The 17,857-nt window shown below is 37.7% G+C and carries 14 protein-coding genes; 8 read left to right on the top strand and 6 right to left on the bottom strand.

All coding sequences use genetic code 11. The features are described from left to right. Positions 1-165 precede the first annotated feature (165 nt). The 4 genes from V7077_RS02220 to V7077_RS02205 form a co-directional block, all read right to left on the bottom strand. Positions 166-444 carry a hypothetical protein gene (locus tag V7077_RS02220; protein WP_335498212.1) on the bottom strand — a complete coding sequence of 93 codons (279 nt, stop codon included), beginning with the start codon at positions 442-444 and terminating at the stop codon, positions 166-168. 11 nt (positions 445-455) lie between these two features. Next, on the bottom strand, positions 456-1,736 hold the full coding sequence (locus V7077_RS02215) for an ArsB/NhaD family transporter (RefSeq protein WP_335498211.1): 1,281 nt from the start codon (positions 1,734-1,736) through the stop codon (positions 456-458). 184 nt (positions 1,737-1,920) lie between these two features. Further along, entirely contained in the window at positions 1,921-3,024 is a 1,104-nt protein-coding gene (locus V7077_RS02210) for a metallophosphoesterase (RefSeq protein ID WP_335498210.1), read from the bottom strand. Positions 3,025-3,157: 133 nt separating this feature from the next. Further along, on the bottom strand, positions 3,158-5,332 hold the full coding sequence (locus tag V7077_RS02205; RefSeq protein WP_335498209.1) for an MMPL family transporter: 2,175 nt from the start codon (positions 5,330-5,332) through the stop codon (positions 3,158-3,160). Between the two features lie 227 nt (positions 5,333-5,559). On the opposite strand from V7077_RS02205, the gene V7077_RS02200 reads away from it, so the two are divergent. From V7077_RS02200 to V7077_RS02165, 8 genes are all read left to right on the top strand, one after another. Then, a complete protein-coding gene (locus tag V7077_RS02200) occupies positions 5,560-6,498 on the top strand; it encodes a sugar-binding transcriptional regulator (protein ID WP_335498208.1) in 939 nt (312 codons plus the stop codon). A 121-nt stretch (positions 6,499-6,619) separates the two neighbouring features. Beyond that, entirely contained in the window at positions 6,620-7,294 is a 675-nt protein-coding gene (gene deoC, locus V7077_RS02195; protein WP_335498207.1) for a deoxyribose-phosphate aldolase, read from the top strand. A gap of 15 nt (positions 7,295-7,309) precedes the next feature. Beyond that, positions 7,310-7,480, top strand: a complete 171-nt coding sequence (locus V7077_RS02190; protein ID WP_335498206.1) for a XapX domain-containing protein — start codon at positions 7,310-7,312, stop codon at positions 7,478-7,480. A 192-nt stretch (positions 7,481-7,672) separates the two neighbouring features. After that, a complete protein-coding gene (gene proC / locus V7077_RS02185) occupies positions 7,673-8,494 on the top strand; it encodes a pyrroline-5-carboxylate reductase (protein ID WP_335498204.1) in 822 nt (273 codons plus the stop codon). A 331-nt stretch (positions 8,495-8,825) separates the two neighbouring features. Further along, positions 8,826-10,451: a response regulator gene (locus tag V7077_RS02180; protein WP_335498203.1), complete on the top strand. Its 1,626-nt coding sequence runs from the start codon at positions 8,826-8,828 to the stop codon at positions 10,449-10,451. Between the two features lies 1 nt (position 10,452). Continuing rightward, positions 10,453-11,493, top strand: coding sequence for a HEAT repeat domain-containing protein (locus tag V7077_RS02175; protein ID WP_335498202.1), 1,041 nt, complete (start codon positions 10,453-10,455; stop codon positions 11,491-11,493). 61 nt (positions 11,494-11,554) lie between these two features. Then, positions 11,555-12,907 (top strand): glycosyltransferase family 2 protein, encoded by a 1,353-nt coding sequence (locus V7077_RS02170; protein WP_335498229.1) that lies wholly within the window; start codon positions 11,555-11,557, stop codon positions 12,905-12,907. 2,023 nt (positions 12,908-14,930) lie between these two features. Then, on the top strand, positions 14,931-16,115 hold the full coding sequence (locus V7077_RS02165) for a hypothetical protein (RefSeq protein ID WP_335498201.1): 1,185 nt from the start codon (positions 14,931-14,933) through the stop codon (positions 16,113-16,115). A gap of 44 nt (positions 16,116-16,159) precedes the next feature. Here the strand turns inward: V7077_RS02165 and V7077_RS02160 are convergent, their stop codons facing one another. Continuing rightward, a complete protein-coding gene (locus V7077_RS02160) occupies positions 16,160-16,735 on the bottom strand; it encodes a YitT family protein (RefSeq protein ID WP_335498200.1) in 576 nt (191 codons plus the stop codon). Positions 16,736-16,848: 113 nt separating this feature from the next. After that, a complete protein-coding gene (locus tag V7077_RS02155; protein ID WP_335498199.1) occupies positions 16,849-17,850 on the bottom strand; it encodes an inorganic phosphate transporter in 1,002 nt (333 codons plus the stop codon). Positions 17,851-17,857: the final 7 nt, after the last annotated feature.

Raw genomic sequence — 17,857 nt, 5'->3', positions numbered from 1 at the left:
AAATTTTTTACACTCTGTTGATTGGAGCGAAGCGACGATGAGGCTCCCCGTACCGCACGCGAACCGCACGCGAACCGCACGCGCCTGGAGCGGAAATCAACAGACTAGTTTAATGTATAAAAAAGTGGGTGCCCACAGAAGTTAAACTTTTGGGACACCCACTTTTTAAGTCCATTTAATTTCTTTTAATAGTTGCTGCCTAAATAATTGAATGATAAATTCATTGTAAAAGTCATTCCTCACAATTACTTGATAGTTGTTATTCGGATGAATGTAATAGAGAATATCTGTTAATACTCTATTGTCATCAAAATACTGCCGTACCTTCATAAGGTTTTTCTTTAACTCAGTATTAAATAATGTAATGAAAAATTCAATATCGTTACCGTTCGTCGTTTCTTTTAGTTCGATATGCTTTTTGTCATACGTGTACTCGACTCTCATTTCCAATCCCCCTATATTAAATATCTTAAATAAATGTAGAAGGTACAAATCACAATGGAAAGTATCATTAACGGAAAAGCGATTAATAGGAACTTTCCAAAGGTAATCTGATGTCCTTCTTTTGCAGCCAGACCAGCTACAATCACGTTGGCACTTGCGCCAATCAATGTACCATTTCCCCCGAGACAGGCCCCCAGAGACAGGCTCCACCAGAGTGGTTCCAAATTTTGAATACCCAGTTCACCCATATCCTTAATCATTGGAATCATTGTAGCAACAAAGGGAATGTTATCGATAAAGGCCGAAGCAATCGCACTAACCCAGAGAATTAAGATCGATGTAGAGGCAACATCTCCGCCGGTCAAATGGACGGAGTAATCGGCTAATAAAGATATGACTCCTGTTTCAATCAAGCCCGAAACAAGTACAAACAACCCAATAAAGAAGAAAATGGTTGTCCACTCTACCTTCGAAAAAGACTTATCCAAATATTCTTCACCTGTTAATAAAAGTAAAAGAAAGGCGCCTGCTAGGGCCACTGTTGCTGATTCAATGTGCAGCAGTTGATGCAGGAAAAATCCTAAGATTGTTAAGAAGAGAGCTGTTAATGACTTAATTAATAGTTTTTTATCGGTGATTTCTTCTTTTTCATCAAGGTCCATTAAACTAGCCTTCAATTCAGTTGACGTTCGGAGCTGCTTTCGATAGAGGAAGGCTAAAATACCGATATTTACAAATAAAATGAAAAAAGATATGGCAGTAAGATTGTTAATAAAGGCCATGAAAGTTAGTTCCTTTACAGCACTACCCAGCATGATATTTGGTGGATCACCAATCAAGGTAGAAGTACCGCCGATATTAGAGGCAATAACCTCAGTAATTAAAAACGGAATTGGATTAACACGTAATTGTCTTGTGATACTAAATGTCACAGGAACCATTAGTAGAACCGTGGTGACATTATCTAATAGAGCGGAGCCTAAAGCTGTAATCACTCCTAGTGCAAGTAATATCCTCAATGGGTCGCCTTTTACTTTTTTAGCTGCCCAAATAGCGATAAATTTGAATAACCCCGTCTCAGTTGTAATGGCAACAATAATCATCATCCCCGTCAACAACCCGAGTGTATTAAAATCAATGTGATGTAAGGCTGTTTCTTGACCAACAATCCCTAAAAGGACCATCATGATTCCACCAGCCATTGCGATAATGGTGCGGTGAATCCTTTCTGTGACGATAAAAGCGTAGGTAATTAAAAATACACCTATTGCCATGATTGCTTGTATTGACATGTATGAACCACTTCTCCCTCTGTAGTTTTACATTTATCGAAAAATGCAAAAAGGGAGCCTGTATTGACAGACTCCACCACAAAATCAACATATGTATTATATGTTTTATTGTAATAAACTAAACAAGGGATGTAAAGGTCTTATAGAAAATAGTAAATCTTGTTTTACCTAACCACAGTGTTTATTACAACCCCAATTTCTTAATAAAATCAACAGTCTCCTCATGCTCCTCTTTGACTAGTTTATACAATCCTATATCTGTTTTGACGAGGGACCTGCCTTTTTCATCTACAATGGGTTTTGTGTATGACTTTTGTGCAACGATCCGCCATTTCCCAGTTCGATTGCTTAATTCAAGATCAATGATCCCGAGCCGGCTCCCAAAGGCTGCAGCCATTACGACAGGTTTTCCGTTGATTTCTCCTGTCTCCATATTAGTATTTGGCAGCGCTTGATAGACGGGACCAGGAAAGACACTGTGTGAATGCCCAGCCAGAACGACATCGATTTCTGGAATTTGAGTTAAATAATAAACGGCGTTTTCAGTATCGGCATGATAGGGTTCATTGCTAATGCCAGTATGGGCAAGGGCAATAATTATATCAGCTCCTTCTGCCTTGAGAATTGGTACAAACTCTTTAGCCGTTTCAACCATGGGTTTTGCAAACACTTTTCCTTCGAGATTGGCCTTGTCCCACTTCATAATATGTGTAGGCATTAAAGCAATAACGCCAATTTTTAGTTCGTGTGATCTGCCGCTTTGATCAATTACTTTTCTATTTAGGATCGTATAAGGCTTAAAGTATGGTTGATTTGTCTTTACTGAGAACACATTTGTATTAAGGACAGGCATCCGTGCCCCTTTTAATGCAGTTTTTAAAAAGCCTAAACCGTAATTAAATTCATGATTCCCAATTGCAATTGCATCATATTTTAAATAATTAAATGCCCGGTAGACGGGATGTATTTTTCCTTTATGCATGCCTCTAATTCTAGCCAAATACTCGCCGAGTGGATTGCCTTTTAAATGATCTCCATCATCAAATAACAAAGAGTTTTTACTTTCTTTCCGTGCCAGACGGATGAGTGTCGCTGTCTTTACCAATCCAATTCGATTATCCATTTTTGTTTGATAGTAATCATAATTTATCAAATCTGCATGTAAATCAGTGGTTTCCAATATCCGCAAATTCACCAATGTTTGACCATCTGCACTCGGCTCAGCTGCAAATGTATTAGATGTAAAAGTTAAGAATAAAATGAGTAAAGATAGCATTCTTTTTTTCAATATGATTACCTCCTACATGTCATGGTGTAGAGTAATCTTAGTATGGTGTCTTTTTTTCAATTTATCCTCGAACAGTACATACATGCATGAAATTTAGGATGTGATTCCCTAGGAAACGGGATCCTTCCCCTATTTAAGCTGGCTTTTTGCTCCGATTCCGCTGCCGATTAAAGTAATTTCCAAAGAACCACCAATTCCAATCACCCAACAGTCTCATTAAAGCGGGAACTAGGACCATTCTGACGATTGTTGCATCAATAAAAATGGCCATCGCAATCCCCACGCCAAGCTGTTTTACCGGCATAACCCCTGTAAAAGCAAACGCCCCGGTTACAACAATCATTATTGCAGCGGCGGAGGTAATGATTTTACTAGTGAGGGTTAACCCGGAAATGGTGGCTAAGGTATTGTCCCCTGTTTGATAGTAAAATTCCTGTATTCTTGAGATTAGGAAGACCTCATAATCCATAGAAAGTCCAAAGACAAGAGTGAAAACAAATACCGGTAAGATTAATGCAATATCAACAGGTTCTATTCCAAGATGTCCTTGCTGGAAGATCCAAACAACCATTCCGAAAGTACATCCCAGGCTCAACACATTCATTAAGATAGCCTTAAGTGGAATCAATATGGAACGGAAAGCAGCCATTAGAATCACGAGCGTTGATAATAAAATTAGAAACAGCCCATAAGGTGCTTTTTGATAGATTTCAGCAAAAATCTCTTGTTCAAATTTGATGGGACCGCCAAAAAAGGCTTGGACACCAAGTCTTTTTTGTGACCACTCTTTTACCCAATCCCTCGCTTTTGAAGAATGCTCTCCGGTATTTAAATAAACCTCGACTAACATTTTATTGTTTCTGATAAAGTAATGCTTTATTGGCGCAAGCTGTGCTGGATTGCCCTTTTGGAGAAACTGATTTAGCTGCTCATCATCCCTTATTCCTGATGCAGTGAAAGGGGAGTTAACTGTATTAACCCGCTTATCTTTCTCAAACGTATGAATAATAGCACTTATTTTTTCGAAGTTATTACTCTCCGTAACTGAACCATTTGTTTTTAGTATAATGGTTACTTTTTTGTCATCTTGTTTGTCTTTTGCAATAAATTGCTTTTGAAATGTTTCCAACGCCAACCGGGAAGGGTAATTGGCCGGCAGGGAATCCGTACCGGGGATGGCCAAAACCATTTGCCTTACTGGTACCAGACCAGCTAAAAGAATGGCGAGTGCGAGGAAAGCCATTATAATCGGATGATTCATCACCAGCTTGGCAAATCTGTTCCAAATGCTATTTTCCTGTTCTATCACTCCAATGATACTTAATTGATTAATACGCTGCCCTAAGAGAGAAAGTAATGCCGGAAGAAAGGTTAAAGCGGAAAGCACAGATATCAGGACGACCAGCATCCCTCCAAGGGCAACATTTTGAAAAATGTCAATTTTAATAAACCAAAGTCCAGATAGCCCAATAAATACACAAAGTCCCGAAAAGATAATTGATCGTCCAGCTGTTTTAACCGTCACCTCAATTGATCCTTGAATGGAATTGGTTAGCAATTCCTCCTTATAGCGGTTAATGAACAATAAAGCAAAATCAATACTTAAGGCAAGACCTATCATGGGAACAATATTTAGAATAAAGATCGTTAAATCAACACGATAACTGAAAAGATATACAGTTCCCATCGTGATTAATATGGACACCACCCCAATCACAATTGGAAGAGCTGCAGCAACAAGACCCCCGAAAGCAAGGATAAGTACTACTAATGCAATCGGCAGACCAATCATTTCTGCTTTTGCTAAATCCTCTTGACTGGCGACATTTAAGTCTTGGACAATAATCGGTTCACCAGTCATGGTGACCTTTAAGCCAGGCTGGTTCTTCAGAATCATTTTCAATTTGGCTATTTCTGCTCCAAGACTTTCTGCTTCTTTGTCAAAGGTCAGCAGTCCATAAGCATAATGGCTTTTAAGCATCCCTTTTCTATCGAACGGAGAGGTAATATCTCTGGCGGAGTCGAAGTTATTAAGTCTATTAAATGTATCTTGAATAAACTGCTGAAATTCATTAGCGCTGATGGTTTTTCTTCTTTCAAAAACAAGGATAATCGAGGATTTTGGCTGCCCAAATTCTTCTTCTAGGAGTTTCCTTGTTTGATTATATTCTCCTTTGAACTGGAAGCCATTTCCTCTTAAAACACTAGGCAATTTTTGGGCAAAAAGGCCGAATAGAAGTATCGCTGCTATCCAAAATAGCAATATCCATTTTCGATTTCTATAGATTGATCCCGCTAATTTCTCCAAAATTCTAGCCTCCTTTACGAAAGATTTCCCCTTAAGATTGCGACATAAAACATAAGACACGCACTTTTTGCTTTCCGTAAATTTTTTCCCTAAATCTCGTTGAACATTCACGTGAAATTTTTTGTCGAGAAAATGTTCAAGATAACTGATACAAATGTAAAAGAATATGTAAAATTTGATGTGTTATTGGTACAATAAAGAAAATTAATAGTGTATAGGTGATACTTTTGGGACAAGATAAATTAAACAAAGTGATTGAAGCAGCAAAGTTATATTATTTATTGGATTATAACCAAAATGAGATTGCTAAGATATTGGGGGTTTCCCGCCCGACAGTATCACGATTGTTACAGCAGGCAAAGAGTGAGGGAATTGTTCAAATTACCATAATGGACCCCACAGAAAATGTTGAGAGTTTAGCCGCTCAACTAGAAAAAAAGTTCCATCTAAAAAAGGCGATAGTCGCCTCTATACCACAATATGAGGACCATATTATCAAAAATTACCTAGGTGAAAAGGCCGCCGCTTACTTGGATACCATCGTTAAAAAAGACGACATTATTGGCGTTACATGGGGAACAACGCTATATCATATTGCGATTGAACTAAAACAAAAGTTTGTAAAAAACGTCAAGGTTGTCCAATTAAAAGGCGGAGTGAGTCATGCCGAAACCAATACGTATGCTTCGGAAATTCTATATCTTTTCGGTAAGGCCTACAATACGACTCCTTTAAATCTTCCCTTACCTGCCATCGTTGATCACGTAGTTGTAAAGCAGGCAATGGAGGCAGACCGGCATATCCGTAGAATTTTAGAATTGGGAAAGCAGGCAAATATCGCCATTTTTACAATAGGTTCAATTAAGACAGACTCTTTATTATTTCAATTAGGATATTTTACAGACAGCGATTTGGAATCACTCTATGGCAAGGCAGTAGGGGATATTTGTTCACGTTTCTTCGATAAGAATGGCCAAATTTGCAATGAAAGTTTGAATGAAAGAACCTTGGGTGTGAACCTTAATGTGCTAAGCGAGAAAGAATATTCTATTGTTGTAGCTGGAGGGCCTAACAAAATAGAGGGAATTTATGGTGCCTTAACAGGAAAATATGCAAATGTTTTAATTACCGACCAATTTACAGCAAAATTCCTGCTTGATAAGTAAGGCAAACAATTTTACATTTGTTCATTTTATTATTTACAAATGTTCATTGCGTTTGTTATAGTTATGTTGTTATAAATAAGAATGTAGTCCGTATAACGTAAATTATTAGGGGGAAATTAAAATGACTCAAAATATTGTCAAAATGATTGATCATACATTATTAAAAGCGGATGCAACACGCGAAGAAATCATTAAAATTATTGATGAGGCAAAAGAGTATTTATTTGCATCTGTTTGTATTAATCCAACATGGGTTAAAACCGCAGCTGAACTGCTAGCTGATACTCCTGAGGTGAAGGTATGTACGGTAATTGGCTTTCCATTAGGAGCCTCAACTTCAGAAACAAAAGCATTTGAAACCAAAAATGCAATTGAAAATGGTGCTGATGAGGTGGATATGGTTATCAACATTGCTGCACTTAAAGACCGGCAGGATGAATTAGTCGAAAAAGATATTCTTGCTGTCGTCGAGGCGGCAAAGGGAAAAGCACTAGTGAAGGTAATCATTGAAACGTGTTTACTAACAAATGAAGAAAAGGTCAGAGCTTGTGAACTTGCTGTAAAAGCAGGGGCTGATTTTGTAAAAACTTCAACAGGATTTTCTACAGGTGGAGCAACCGTCGCGGATATCCGTTTAATGCGTCAAACTGTGGGCCCTGATGTAGGTGTGAAAGCTTCTGGAGGAGTTAGAAGCCGTGAAGATGCCTTGGCGATGGTAGAGGCAGGAGCTACCCGTATTGGCGCAAGTTCTGGTGTTTCAATTGCAAAAGGGGAACTTTCTAATAATAACTATTAATGTGAGGGTAACAGGATGAAAGAAGTCGTAATGGCCTTAATTGCTGGACTTATTGTAGGAATGTTATTTAGGTTTTTAAAATTACCATTACCAGCTCCACCTGTTTTTTCAGCTGTTGTGGGTGTGTTCGGTGTTTATTTTGGCGGCGTTGTTCTTGATTGGATCTTAAAGGTAATGCGGCATTAATAGTTTATGAAAAGAATGTTCTTAATGGTGAGAAGTTATTTCTATGGAATACCTTCTCTTTTTTTATTTATTAGGCTGTGTTAATCTTGCATGTTGATTTCCGCTCCAGGCGGCTCCAATCAACATGCTAAAAATCAACAATATTCTTTAACACAGCCATTTATTAAAGTAGTAAAATGGAGTTAATTTGCAATGGTAAGGAATGAACGTATGATGAAAAAGATTGGTTTCATAGGAGCCGGAAAAATGGCTCAAGCAATGATTGGTGGAATTGTACAAGCAAATGGAGTTAGTAAAGAGCATTTAATGGCCAGTGCTGCTACGGAAAGAACGATACAGGTTATTTCTGAAAAGTATGGTATTCTCGTATCATTAAACAACAAAGATGTGGCTAGGTTTGCCGACATCCTTATTTTAGCAGTAAAACCTGACCAGCATGCAGGTATTATTGAGGAAATTAAAAATGAAATAACTCAAAATACTACTATCGTTACGATTGCAGCGGGTATTAACCTAGCGGATATCGAACGGTTATTTGGTTTGCCGGTTAAGACCGTCCGGACCATGCCTAATACTCCTTCGTTAGTAGGTGAGGGAATGACTGCACTCTGTGCAAATAGTTATGTTAATGAGGAAGAACTAGCAGCGGTTGAGCAATTGCTGCAATGCTTTGGTCAAACGGAGCGTCTGAACGAGAAATTAATGGATGCCATACCGTCTATCAGTGGATCGTCCCCCGCCTATGTCTATATGTTAATAGAAGCAATGGGCGATGGCGGAGTACGTCAAGGTATCCCAAGAGATCAAGCTTATCGACTGGCTGCACAGGCTGTACTAGGAGCAGCTAAAATGGTTCTAGAAACTAACCAACACCCCGGAGAGTTGAAAGATCAAGTTTGTACACCTGGCGGTTCAACAATTGAGGCAGTAGCAACCCTTGAGAGAGAACAGTTCCGGGGTTCAATCATAGCCGCCATGGAGAGCTGTACAAGCAAAGTGAAAAATTTACGCTAGTATTAGATTAGGATTCCGTATAGGGATCCTTCTTTTTATTTAGGCTGTGTCAAAGGTTATCGTTGATTTTTAGCATGTTGATTGGAGCGGAAATCAACAACCAAGATTAACACAGCCTTTATTTAAAGAGAAAGTATAATAAATTGACTTTGAGAATTGTCTAGCAACAAGTGTATTTTGACACTTCCGAAAATTTTCGCCTTTTTTCGACTTTTTTTCATGGTATTTCTTATCGATTCATAATACACTCAAGATAATCACAAACTTATCACATATGGTATTTTACGATTGTCATTATTTTCTCATAGAAAAATTGGGGTGCAGATAGTTAATGGACTTAAATAAATATAAAAATTTGCTTATTCAAAAGATAAAAAATCAACTATCGATGTGGTTTGACAGTAACGAGGCAATCAAACATTCAGAAGTTTATCGATTTCTTCATTCCCTTCATGGAAGTGCAGGAACATTACAATTAGTGGGTCTTCATCAGCTATCTGGATTTTTACTGAACCAGATTCAGGCAGAAGATGAAAGGTTATGGGATAAAGTAGAACTACAAAAGTTTTTAGAAGAAATAATTAGCTTGACAGATAAATATGAAATGTACTCTGAAAAAGGGGCGGGACCGATAACATCAAACGAGCGCCGATCTGATGAGAAAGTACCGCTTATTCAAATCATTGATGATGATATTTCGATGCTTATTCTGCTTAAGGATACCCTCGAGGAAAAAGGATGGATGGTTGCTGCCAGTACCGATTCTAAAAAGGCGATTTCACAATACTACGATCTAAATCCTGACTGTGTAATTATTGATATTAATTTACCTGGAATTAATGGGATTGAATTGTTAAAGGAAATTGAACAGCATACACATCAGCATTTTGTTCCCACAATCATGATTAGTCTGATGAATGACCGGGAAACAAGAATAAGAGCTTACGAATTAGGTGCTGATGATTTCATTGAAAAACCAATTGATTTAGAAGAATTGACTGTTCGAATATCCCGTCATATAAAGCGGAAAAAATTATTAAATCAACTTGTACTAGTAGACGAGCTTACATCATTATATAATCGAAAGTTTTTATCCGACGTGTATAATCGCTGCCTTAGGGATATTAAACGAACAAAACAACCTTTCAGTATAGCCATCTTAGACCTTGATCATTTCAAACAAATTAATGATTCTTTTGGCCATGTAAATGGAGACAAAATCCTTGCAGATTTTGCCTCTTTTTTAAAAAAACATACAAGAAGCTCTGATACCGTTTTTAGATATGGTGGTGAGGAGTTTATTATTATCTTTGAGAATGCCCAGCAAATAGAAGTTGCTGAGATTGTTTCAAGATTGCTTACCAAATTTTCAACCATTCCCTTTCATTTAAAGGAAGAGACACATTATGTTACTTTTTCAGCTGGCATTTATACGATTCATCATTCTGATGTTTCTATGGAAGCAGCTATCATGGCTGCAGATCAAGCCTTATATTCAGCAAAGGCAAACGGCAGGGCACGGGTGGAGAGTGCTAATCAGTCTATGATGGATGTCCCAAAAAGGAAACTATTTGTTTCCATTATTGATGATGATCCGATTATTCGAACGATGTTATTGAGAATTCTAAATGTCATGGATTTTTCTAACTTTGAATTAAACTTAGCGGAATATGGAGATGGAGTACAGTTTTTTAATTCAAATAGACTCGAGGAAAAAGGAGAGCATTTTTTAATAATAGATGGTGTGATGCCCGTAATGGATGGGATTGAAGTTCTGCAAAAGGTACAAAAAATAAAATATAGCCATAATATTCATGTTCTTATGCTGACTGGAAGGAAAAATGAAGCTGATATCGAAAAGGCTTTAGCACTTGGTGCCGATGATTATGTGACGAAGCCCTTTAGCATTAAGGAACTGCAGGCGCGAATACAAAGGTTAATTAAAAGGATGAAATAAATTGTTTACAAACGAGTTACTGTTCCTTTCCATTCTAACGCTATCCTTAGTAGTGCTTCTGGTCATTTTACTAGGATATTTAACAATTAGAAAAACAATTGAAATCCGAAAGAAAAAAATAGTAGAACAATATCGTGAGACCTACAATCCCCTTATTTCTTCAAACTTAATAGAAGGTGTTATTTCAAGGAAACTCACACCTGTAACGATCCTTCAGCAAAAGGCTATCGAACAACTGCTGAGCAGATATACGAAGGTAATTGAAGGAGAAGAGGAAAAAGCCCGTTTAGCGAAACTAGCATCGATGTATCTATCGAATTATTACAAAAAACAACTCCAGAGCCACAAGTGGAGTACAAGAATGAATACCCTCTATCACATAGAGGATTTTAATATGATAGACCTTACTGACGATGTCTTCCGGTTATTGAATAGGAAACGACTTTCACACCAAGAAATCATTTATATCTTAAGAATACTGGCTTTATTCCAATATAATCAGTTATTCGATTTGTTAACCACAAAATATCAGGACCTTACGGAATATGATTACCGCCATATACTGAATCCTTTAGAGCAAAAGAAATTTGATCAGTATGTGCTTCATTTTCATCATGCTGGCTTGCCGCTTCAAAAAGCAATTATTGAAGTAATTGCAAGTAAACGAGAGGTCTCCTATAACCATTTTCTTGAAAAAATTTTCTCAAGCTATTCTGGTGAAATAAGGTTAAGGGCCTTAAAGGCTTTGGCCGAAATTGGTTATGTAAAAGATAGTGCCCCCTACTTAGAACTTCTTTATTCAGATAAATGGGAAGAAAGACTAGTTGCAGCCAAATTAATCGGATCATTAAAGGAAGGAAAAGCTATACCGCGATTGATTGAGCTTCTGCATGATCGTACTTGGTGGGTTCGGTCACAGGCTGGGCAAGCCATCTGCCAATTTACTCAGGGAAAAGCCATCTTAAAAACTGTATTAGAAACATCAACAGATCCATTTGCGAAGGATATGGCCTGGGAATGGCTGCATAAAGGAGGGGAATAAGCTGGGATTTATACAATGGGGAAATATTGTTACGTCTTTTGCTTGGTTTATTGCATTTTATATGGTCATTGTCATTGTTTTTTATACCGCCATTCTTATAACCTCATTTTTTCAACTGCGAAAGGAATATCAGCTTGATCGGGTTCAAGCCTATGAAGATTATGTGGATGAAATTTATACCAAGCCGGTTTCAATCATTGTTCCTGCCTATAACGAGGAGGCTGGAATTATTCAAAGCGTCCGTTCACTATTAAGTATAAACTATCCAACCTTTGAAGTAATCGTCGTAAACGATGGCTCTAAAGACAGCACCTTGCAAAAAATGATTGATTTTTATGATATGAAAGAAATAAAGAAAGTGGTTAGAATCCAAGTGAATGCTAAACCAATTAAAAAGATATATCAATCATCGATTCTTTCTAATCTCTTTCTGATTGACAAAGAAAATGGGGGGAAAGCCGATGCCCTAAATGTCGGTCTAAACTTCTCCCATTATCCTTATTTCTGTTCATTGGATGGTGATTCTGTTTTAGAGGAAGATGCTTTTTTAAAGGTAATGAAGCCAATTGTGGACTCAAATGAGGAGGTAATTGCGTCTGGTGGCAGTGTGAGGATAGCCAATGGCTGTGAAATTCAGAATGGTCATATCCAAAATATTGGGCTATCAGATAAGCCCTTGGTGGTTATGCAAATAATTGAATATTTACGAGCATTTTTAATGGGGAGGATAGGGTTAAGCAGACACAATCTCCTCCTTATTATTTCTGGAGCTTTTGGTGTTTTTTCAAAACATTGGGTCATTGAAGCAGGCGGCTATCGAACCGATACTGTAGGTGAAGATATGGAACTTGTCGTCCGAATGCACCGCCTTTTAAAAGAAAAGGGACTTAAAAAGAAAATCGTATATGTACCCGATCCTGTTTGTTGGACAGAAGTACCAGAGGACATAACATTTTTACGGAGACAGCGGAGACGCTGGCATAGGGGGCTTTTTGAAAGTTTATGGACTCATCGTAAATTAACCTTTAATCCTAAGTACGGGTCCATTGGATTACTTGCATTTCCTTATTTTTGGATTGTAGAATTTTTTGGTCCGATTATTGAACTTTCAGGATATATCTTTATGATTTTATGTTTGCTTCTTGGGGGAACCTACATCGAATTTTCAATTTTACTATTTTTACTATCTTGTTTGTATGGTTCTATTTTTTCAATGGCTGCTGTCCTTTTAGAGGAGTGGAGCTTAACCAAATATCCAAAGGTTACAGATATCTTCAAGCTCTTTTTCTATTCGTTAACAGAAACCATCTGGTACAGGCCAATGACTGTTTTTTGGCGTTGTGAAGGGGTTTGGCAAATTATAAAAGGAGAAACAAGCTGGGGAGAAATGAAAAGAAAAGGTGTATCAAAATGAAAAAGTCAATCTTCTTATTTTTCTATGCTATGATTTTTCTAGCAATAGTAACAAGTCCATTTTGGCTATGGAGACTTCAGCCGGAGAAGAATTTGAATGTGCTAATTATGGATAAAACAGTACCAAATTCATCTTATCGGGAGCATAAGGGATTGGTTTGGATATTAAACAATGCTAAGTATGTTAAGAATGGCCAGCCTTATTCAGCAGAAAATGATTATAAGGGATTTGAACCAAAAAGTAATTTAGACTATACCATTGTCCCACTTCCCAAGGATTTGACTAAATATGATATTTTCTATCTGACAGATCAATACGGTGTCTATAAGAAGGAGTTTTATGGGCAGAATTCCACTGGGAAAAGGTCAGCAAAAATTTATGGCGGTCTAACACTGAGTGAAGTTAATCAATTGAAGAAGGCACTCATTCAATCAAAACCTAAAACATTAATTGCAGAATTTAATACATTTGCCAGCCCCACCTCGGATCCTGCAAAAGAGGGAATATCAAATTTGTTGAATGTGGAGTGGTCGGGGTGGATTGGCAGATATTTTTCCGATTTAAACAGCGAAGAGGTGCCTGCTTGGGTAAAACAGAATTATCAAAAGCAACATGAAAAATGGACTTTCAGTGGAGAAGGTTTTGTCTTTGTTAGTAAAAGCAATTATGTGGTGGTCATAGGAAAAGAAGATATGAAAGATCACGGACTTTTATTTACATTGACAAAACAAGGCCAACAACACTTTTCGGAGAAAATAAATGGTACGTATCAGTATTGGTTTGATATTATTCAAGCCAAAAATAATAATGAGGTCTTAGCCAATTATCAACTGCCAGTTTCAAAGAAGGCTAGTGAAAAGTTAGCGGGATTTGGAATACCGAACCATTTTCCTGCGGTCATCTACCATCAGAATGCTAGATACTCCTCCTATTATTTTTCTGGTGACTATGCTGATGAAGCAGATGTACCAGGCATTTACCAGACAAAAGGTTTGGATAAATGGAAAAAGACAGTCGGAACAAATCATTCCTTTTATTGGTCAGCATATGTCCCAATGATGAAAGATATCCTGAAAAATGGGGTTAAAAAGGTAGAGCCGCAAGAGAAAGTTGAATTAGTTGTCAAGAACGGGATTCAGACCAATAGTCAAACAAATGAATCTTATATTCAAATCAAAAAGAATGGAAAGTGGCAGAACCTTTTAATAAAGGGAGTGAATATGGGGATCGGCAAACCAGGCTACTTCCCTGGGGAAACAGCTATTACAAAAGAAGAGTATTTCCGATGGTTTCAAGAAATCGGAGCAATGAATGCTAATGCCATCAGGGTTTATACCCTTCACCCTCCCCAGTTTTATGAAGCTTTTTATGAATATAATCAAATTGCTAAAAAGCCTTTATTCTTATTTCATGGAACGTGGGTAAATGAAGAAAATTTAAACAAAACTCAGGATGCATTCGCCAAAGTAAATGTGGATGATGCGAAACTAGAAATAAAGAATATGGTGGACATTATTCATGGAAATGCTATTCTTGCTGAGCGGCCAGGGCATGCATCGGGTGTGTATAAACATGATATTTCCAAGTTTGTAATTGGAACTATTATTGGAACTGAGTGGGACCCGGCAATGGTTCAAAATACCAATACAAAGCATTCTGGTTTGAGCCAATTTAAAGGAAATTATTTTGAAACAGACCATGCCAGTCCTTTTGAAATTTGGCTCGCTGAGTTGATGGATTATGCAGCAAGTTATGAGGCAGCCCAATACAAGTGGCAGCATTCGATGAGCTTTACGAATTGGGTCACTACGGATTTGCTCAAGCATCCCTCTGAACCATTAGAAACAGAGGATATGGTATCGGTTGATCCCAATCATATTAAGTCATCAAAATCTTTTAAATCTGGTTTATTTGCTTCCTATCATATCTATCCCTACTATCCAGATTTTCTTAATAATGAGAAAAAATATCTAAATTATACTGATGCTAGCGGGAAGAAAAATAANNGCGCTCAGCCCACCATATGCCAGTCTTGGTCGCGGAATTTGGCGTACCGTCTTCAAGGGGCTTAACTCATAAAAATCCTTACGGGATGAATCAGGGATTTCTTTCTGAAAAGGATCAAGGACAAATTGATCAGCATTTGTTTCAATCCATTGTTTCAGAGAAATACGCGGGCGGACTTGTGTTTACTTGGCAGGATGAATGGTTTAAGCGAACATGGAATACAATGGACTTCGATGACCCGGAACGCCGCCCTTACTGGAATAACCAGCAAACTAATGAACAGCATTTTGGCTTGCTGGGATTTGAACCAGGTAAGAAGGAAACAGCCATAATTGTCGATGGCGCGGCAGAAGATTGGGATATTGCAGCTGCAAAAATAGGATATCATACTGAAGATAAACAGAAGTTGAAGGAAGTGCGGTTCACCTCTGATAGTGGCTATTTGTATTTCTTACTTAAATATAATCAACCCATTGATTTTAAGAATGACGGTACCTATCTATTACTCGACACAATTGGGAACCAAGGCCAAACAACCATTCCAATCAATCAACAAGTAAAGATTAATACTGATTACGGAATTGACTTTCTTATTAAGCTGCAAGGTCCAAATAACTCGCGAATATTGGTTGATAGTTACTATGATACGTTCTATTATCAGTATGGAAAACTTTTGAAAATGATTCCTGAAGAGCCAGTTGCCTCTCAAAAGAATAATGGGGTATTTAATCCAATCCGCTTGGCATTAAATAAGCAACAAACGATTCCTTCTACCAAGGAGGTCATTCCATTTCAGGCTTATGAAACAGGGGTATTACAGTATGGAAATGCTAATCCTGCCAGTAAAAACTTCAATTCCTTAACTGACATAAGTATGAGCAGCGATAAAAAGATAATTGAAGGAAGAATTCCTTGGCAGCTTTTAAATGTGAAGGACCCTAGCTTGAAAGAAATCATGGGAGATGTGTGGAAACAAGGATTGTCAGGCAGTGAAGAGGCCAGTGGAATCAGGACCGCCATTGTAACAACAACGCAAGGCAGTTTAGAACAAACGGTTCCAAAGACTGTAAATGGGCAGCTTCAACAAAAGGGTTCACTTGTTTACACCTGGAATTCATGGGATCAACCTCCATTCTATGAACGGCTGAAGACCTCTTATGAAATCATGAAAAAAACATTTGGATCTGTTGATGCCAAATAACCAATTAAACAGTAATAAAGCCACCTGAAAAGCTCCAGGTGGCTTTATTGCGTAAGTGGCTTTGTGGAAACAGTAACGGTTGTCATTAAGCCTACGCAAATAATCGTAAGAAGAGAATAAAAGAAGTTTTCCAACCCAACGACTTGAATGCCGCTCGTAATAATTAAACCATCAATTAAAAATATAATGATCCCAATATTAATAGATGTAAATTTGGTAAGCAACTGGGCAAGTAAGTCTGTTCCACCCGTACTTGTTTCATAGCGAAGCATTAGGCCAATCCCAATGCCAACAAGCATCCCGCCGATAATGGTACTTGGCAAAATTCCAATTTGTATTTTGCCATTGATAAAAGAAAATACATCAATGCAAAAGGAAGAAATAATTAAACCATGCAGGCTATAGAAAAAATAGCGTCTCTCGAAAAACCAAGCTAAGATATATAAAGGAAGACTAAAGAATATGATACTAAGACCTGTCGGCAGACCGTAAAAATAATGAATAATTAATCCCAAACCTATAACACCGCCATCTAGGAGATGGTAAGGAACTAGGAACCCATTAATCCCCAGACTTACGAGCAATGAACCAATCATCATGGCGAATATTTTTTCTTTCAATATCATTCTCACCTCAACACTTGTCCTTATACATAAAAATATGAGAAGAAATCACATTTAGAAGTGCAGCAATGAAAGAAAAAAAACCAGAGAAAAATCTCTGGTTAAACTAATTAAAAGAATAAATTTAGAATATAAAAAACAATGGCAGCGATAAGGGCTGTAATTGGCAGGGTAATAACCCAAGTAATCAACATCCGTTTAGCGGTATCCCATTTTACACCTTTCAGACGGTGAGAAGCACCCACCCCAAGAATACCAGAAGAGATTACGTGCGTAGTACTTACCGGTAGATGTATATAGGTAGCACCAAAGATAATAGCAGCTCCGGTTAAATCAGCGGCAACACCATTAACTGGACGTATTTTCATAATTTTTCCGCCGACTGTTTTGATAATCTTCCAGCCGCCAATTGAGGTGCCTAGACCCATTGCAACAGCACAGGAAAGCTGTACCCAAAAAGGGATACCTGCATCAGGGGATAGATACTTACTAGAAATAAGTGCTAAGGTGATGATCCCCATTGATTTCTGCGCATCATTTGTTCCGTGTGAATATGATTGTAGAGCAGCAGTTGCGATTTGGATATAACGAAATCTTTTGTTCGTTTTAGCTAGGTTTAAATTCTTAAACGCTACTTTAAAAATACTATAGACAATATATCCCACAACAAAGGCAAGAATTGGTGATATAATCAGCGCTTCAATAATTTTGATAAAACCGGTGTAATTCAAAGCATTAAATCCTTCCGCTGCAATTGCAGCTCCGGCAATTGATCCAATGATAGCGTGAGAAGAACTGCTGGGAATTCCGTAATACCAAGTCAGTAAGTTCCAAAAAATTGCTGAAATTAGTGCAGCCAAAATAACAACTGATCCATTATGTAAGGTAAACGGATCAACAATATCCTTTGATACAGTTTTGGCTACGCCAGTAAAAGTTAAAGCACCAATTAAATTCATTACTGCAGCCAACATAATGGCTTGACGAGGTTTTAAAGCTTTTGTTGAAACGGACGTGGCGATTGCATTTGCTGTATCATGAAAACCATTAATAAAATCAAATGCAAGAGCACCAATGACAATTAAGATTGTTAAAATTAGTACAAGACTCATCTTTTTG

Source organism: Neobacillus vireti (assembly GCF_036962465.1).
GTDB lineage: Bacteria > Bacillota > Bacilli > Bacillales > Cytobacillaceae > Neobacillus > Neobacillus vireti_B.
This window is presented reverse-complemented; position numbering and strand designations above follow the sequence as displayed.

Coding starts and splice junctions, on each gene's coding strand:
- V7077_RS02165 (WP_335498201.1), top strand. CDS start 14,931: ATGCCAGTCTTGGTCGCGGAATTTGGCGTACCGTCTTCAAGGGGCTTA.
- V7077_RS02220 (WP_335498212.1), bottom strand. CDS start 444: ATGAGAGTCGAGTACACGTATGACAAAAAGCATATCGAACTAAAAGAA.
- V7077_RS02190 (WP_335498206.1), top strand. CDS start 7,310: ATGAAAGAAGTCGTAATGGCCTTAATTGCTGGACTTATTGTAGGAATG.
- proC (WP_335498204.1), top strand. CDS start 7,673: ATGGTAAGGAATGAACGTATGATGAAAAAGATTGGTTTCATAGGAGCC.
- deoC (WP_335498207.1), top strand. CDS start 6,620: ATGACTCAAAATATTGTCAAAATGATTGATCATACATTATTAAAAGCG.
- V7077_RS02180 (WP_335498203.1), top strand. CDS start 8,826: ATGGACTTAAATAAATATAAAAATTTGCTTATTCAAAAGATAAAAAAT.
- V7077_RS02170 (WP_335498229.1), top strand. CDS start 11,555: ATGGTCATTGTCATTGTTTTTTATACCGCCATTCTTATAACCTCATTT.
- V7077_RS02215 (WP_335498211.1), bottom strand. CDS start 1,736: ATGTCAATACAAGCAATCATGGCAATAGGTGTATTTTTAATTACCTAC.
- V7077_RS02155 (WP_335498199.1), bottom strand. CDS start 17,850: ATGAGTCTTGTACTAATTTTAACAATCTTAATTGTCATTGGTGCTCTT.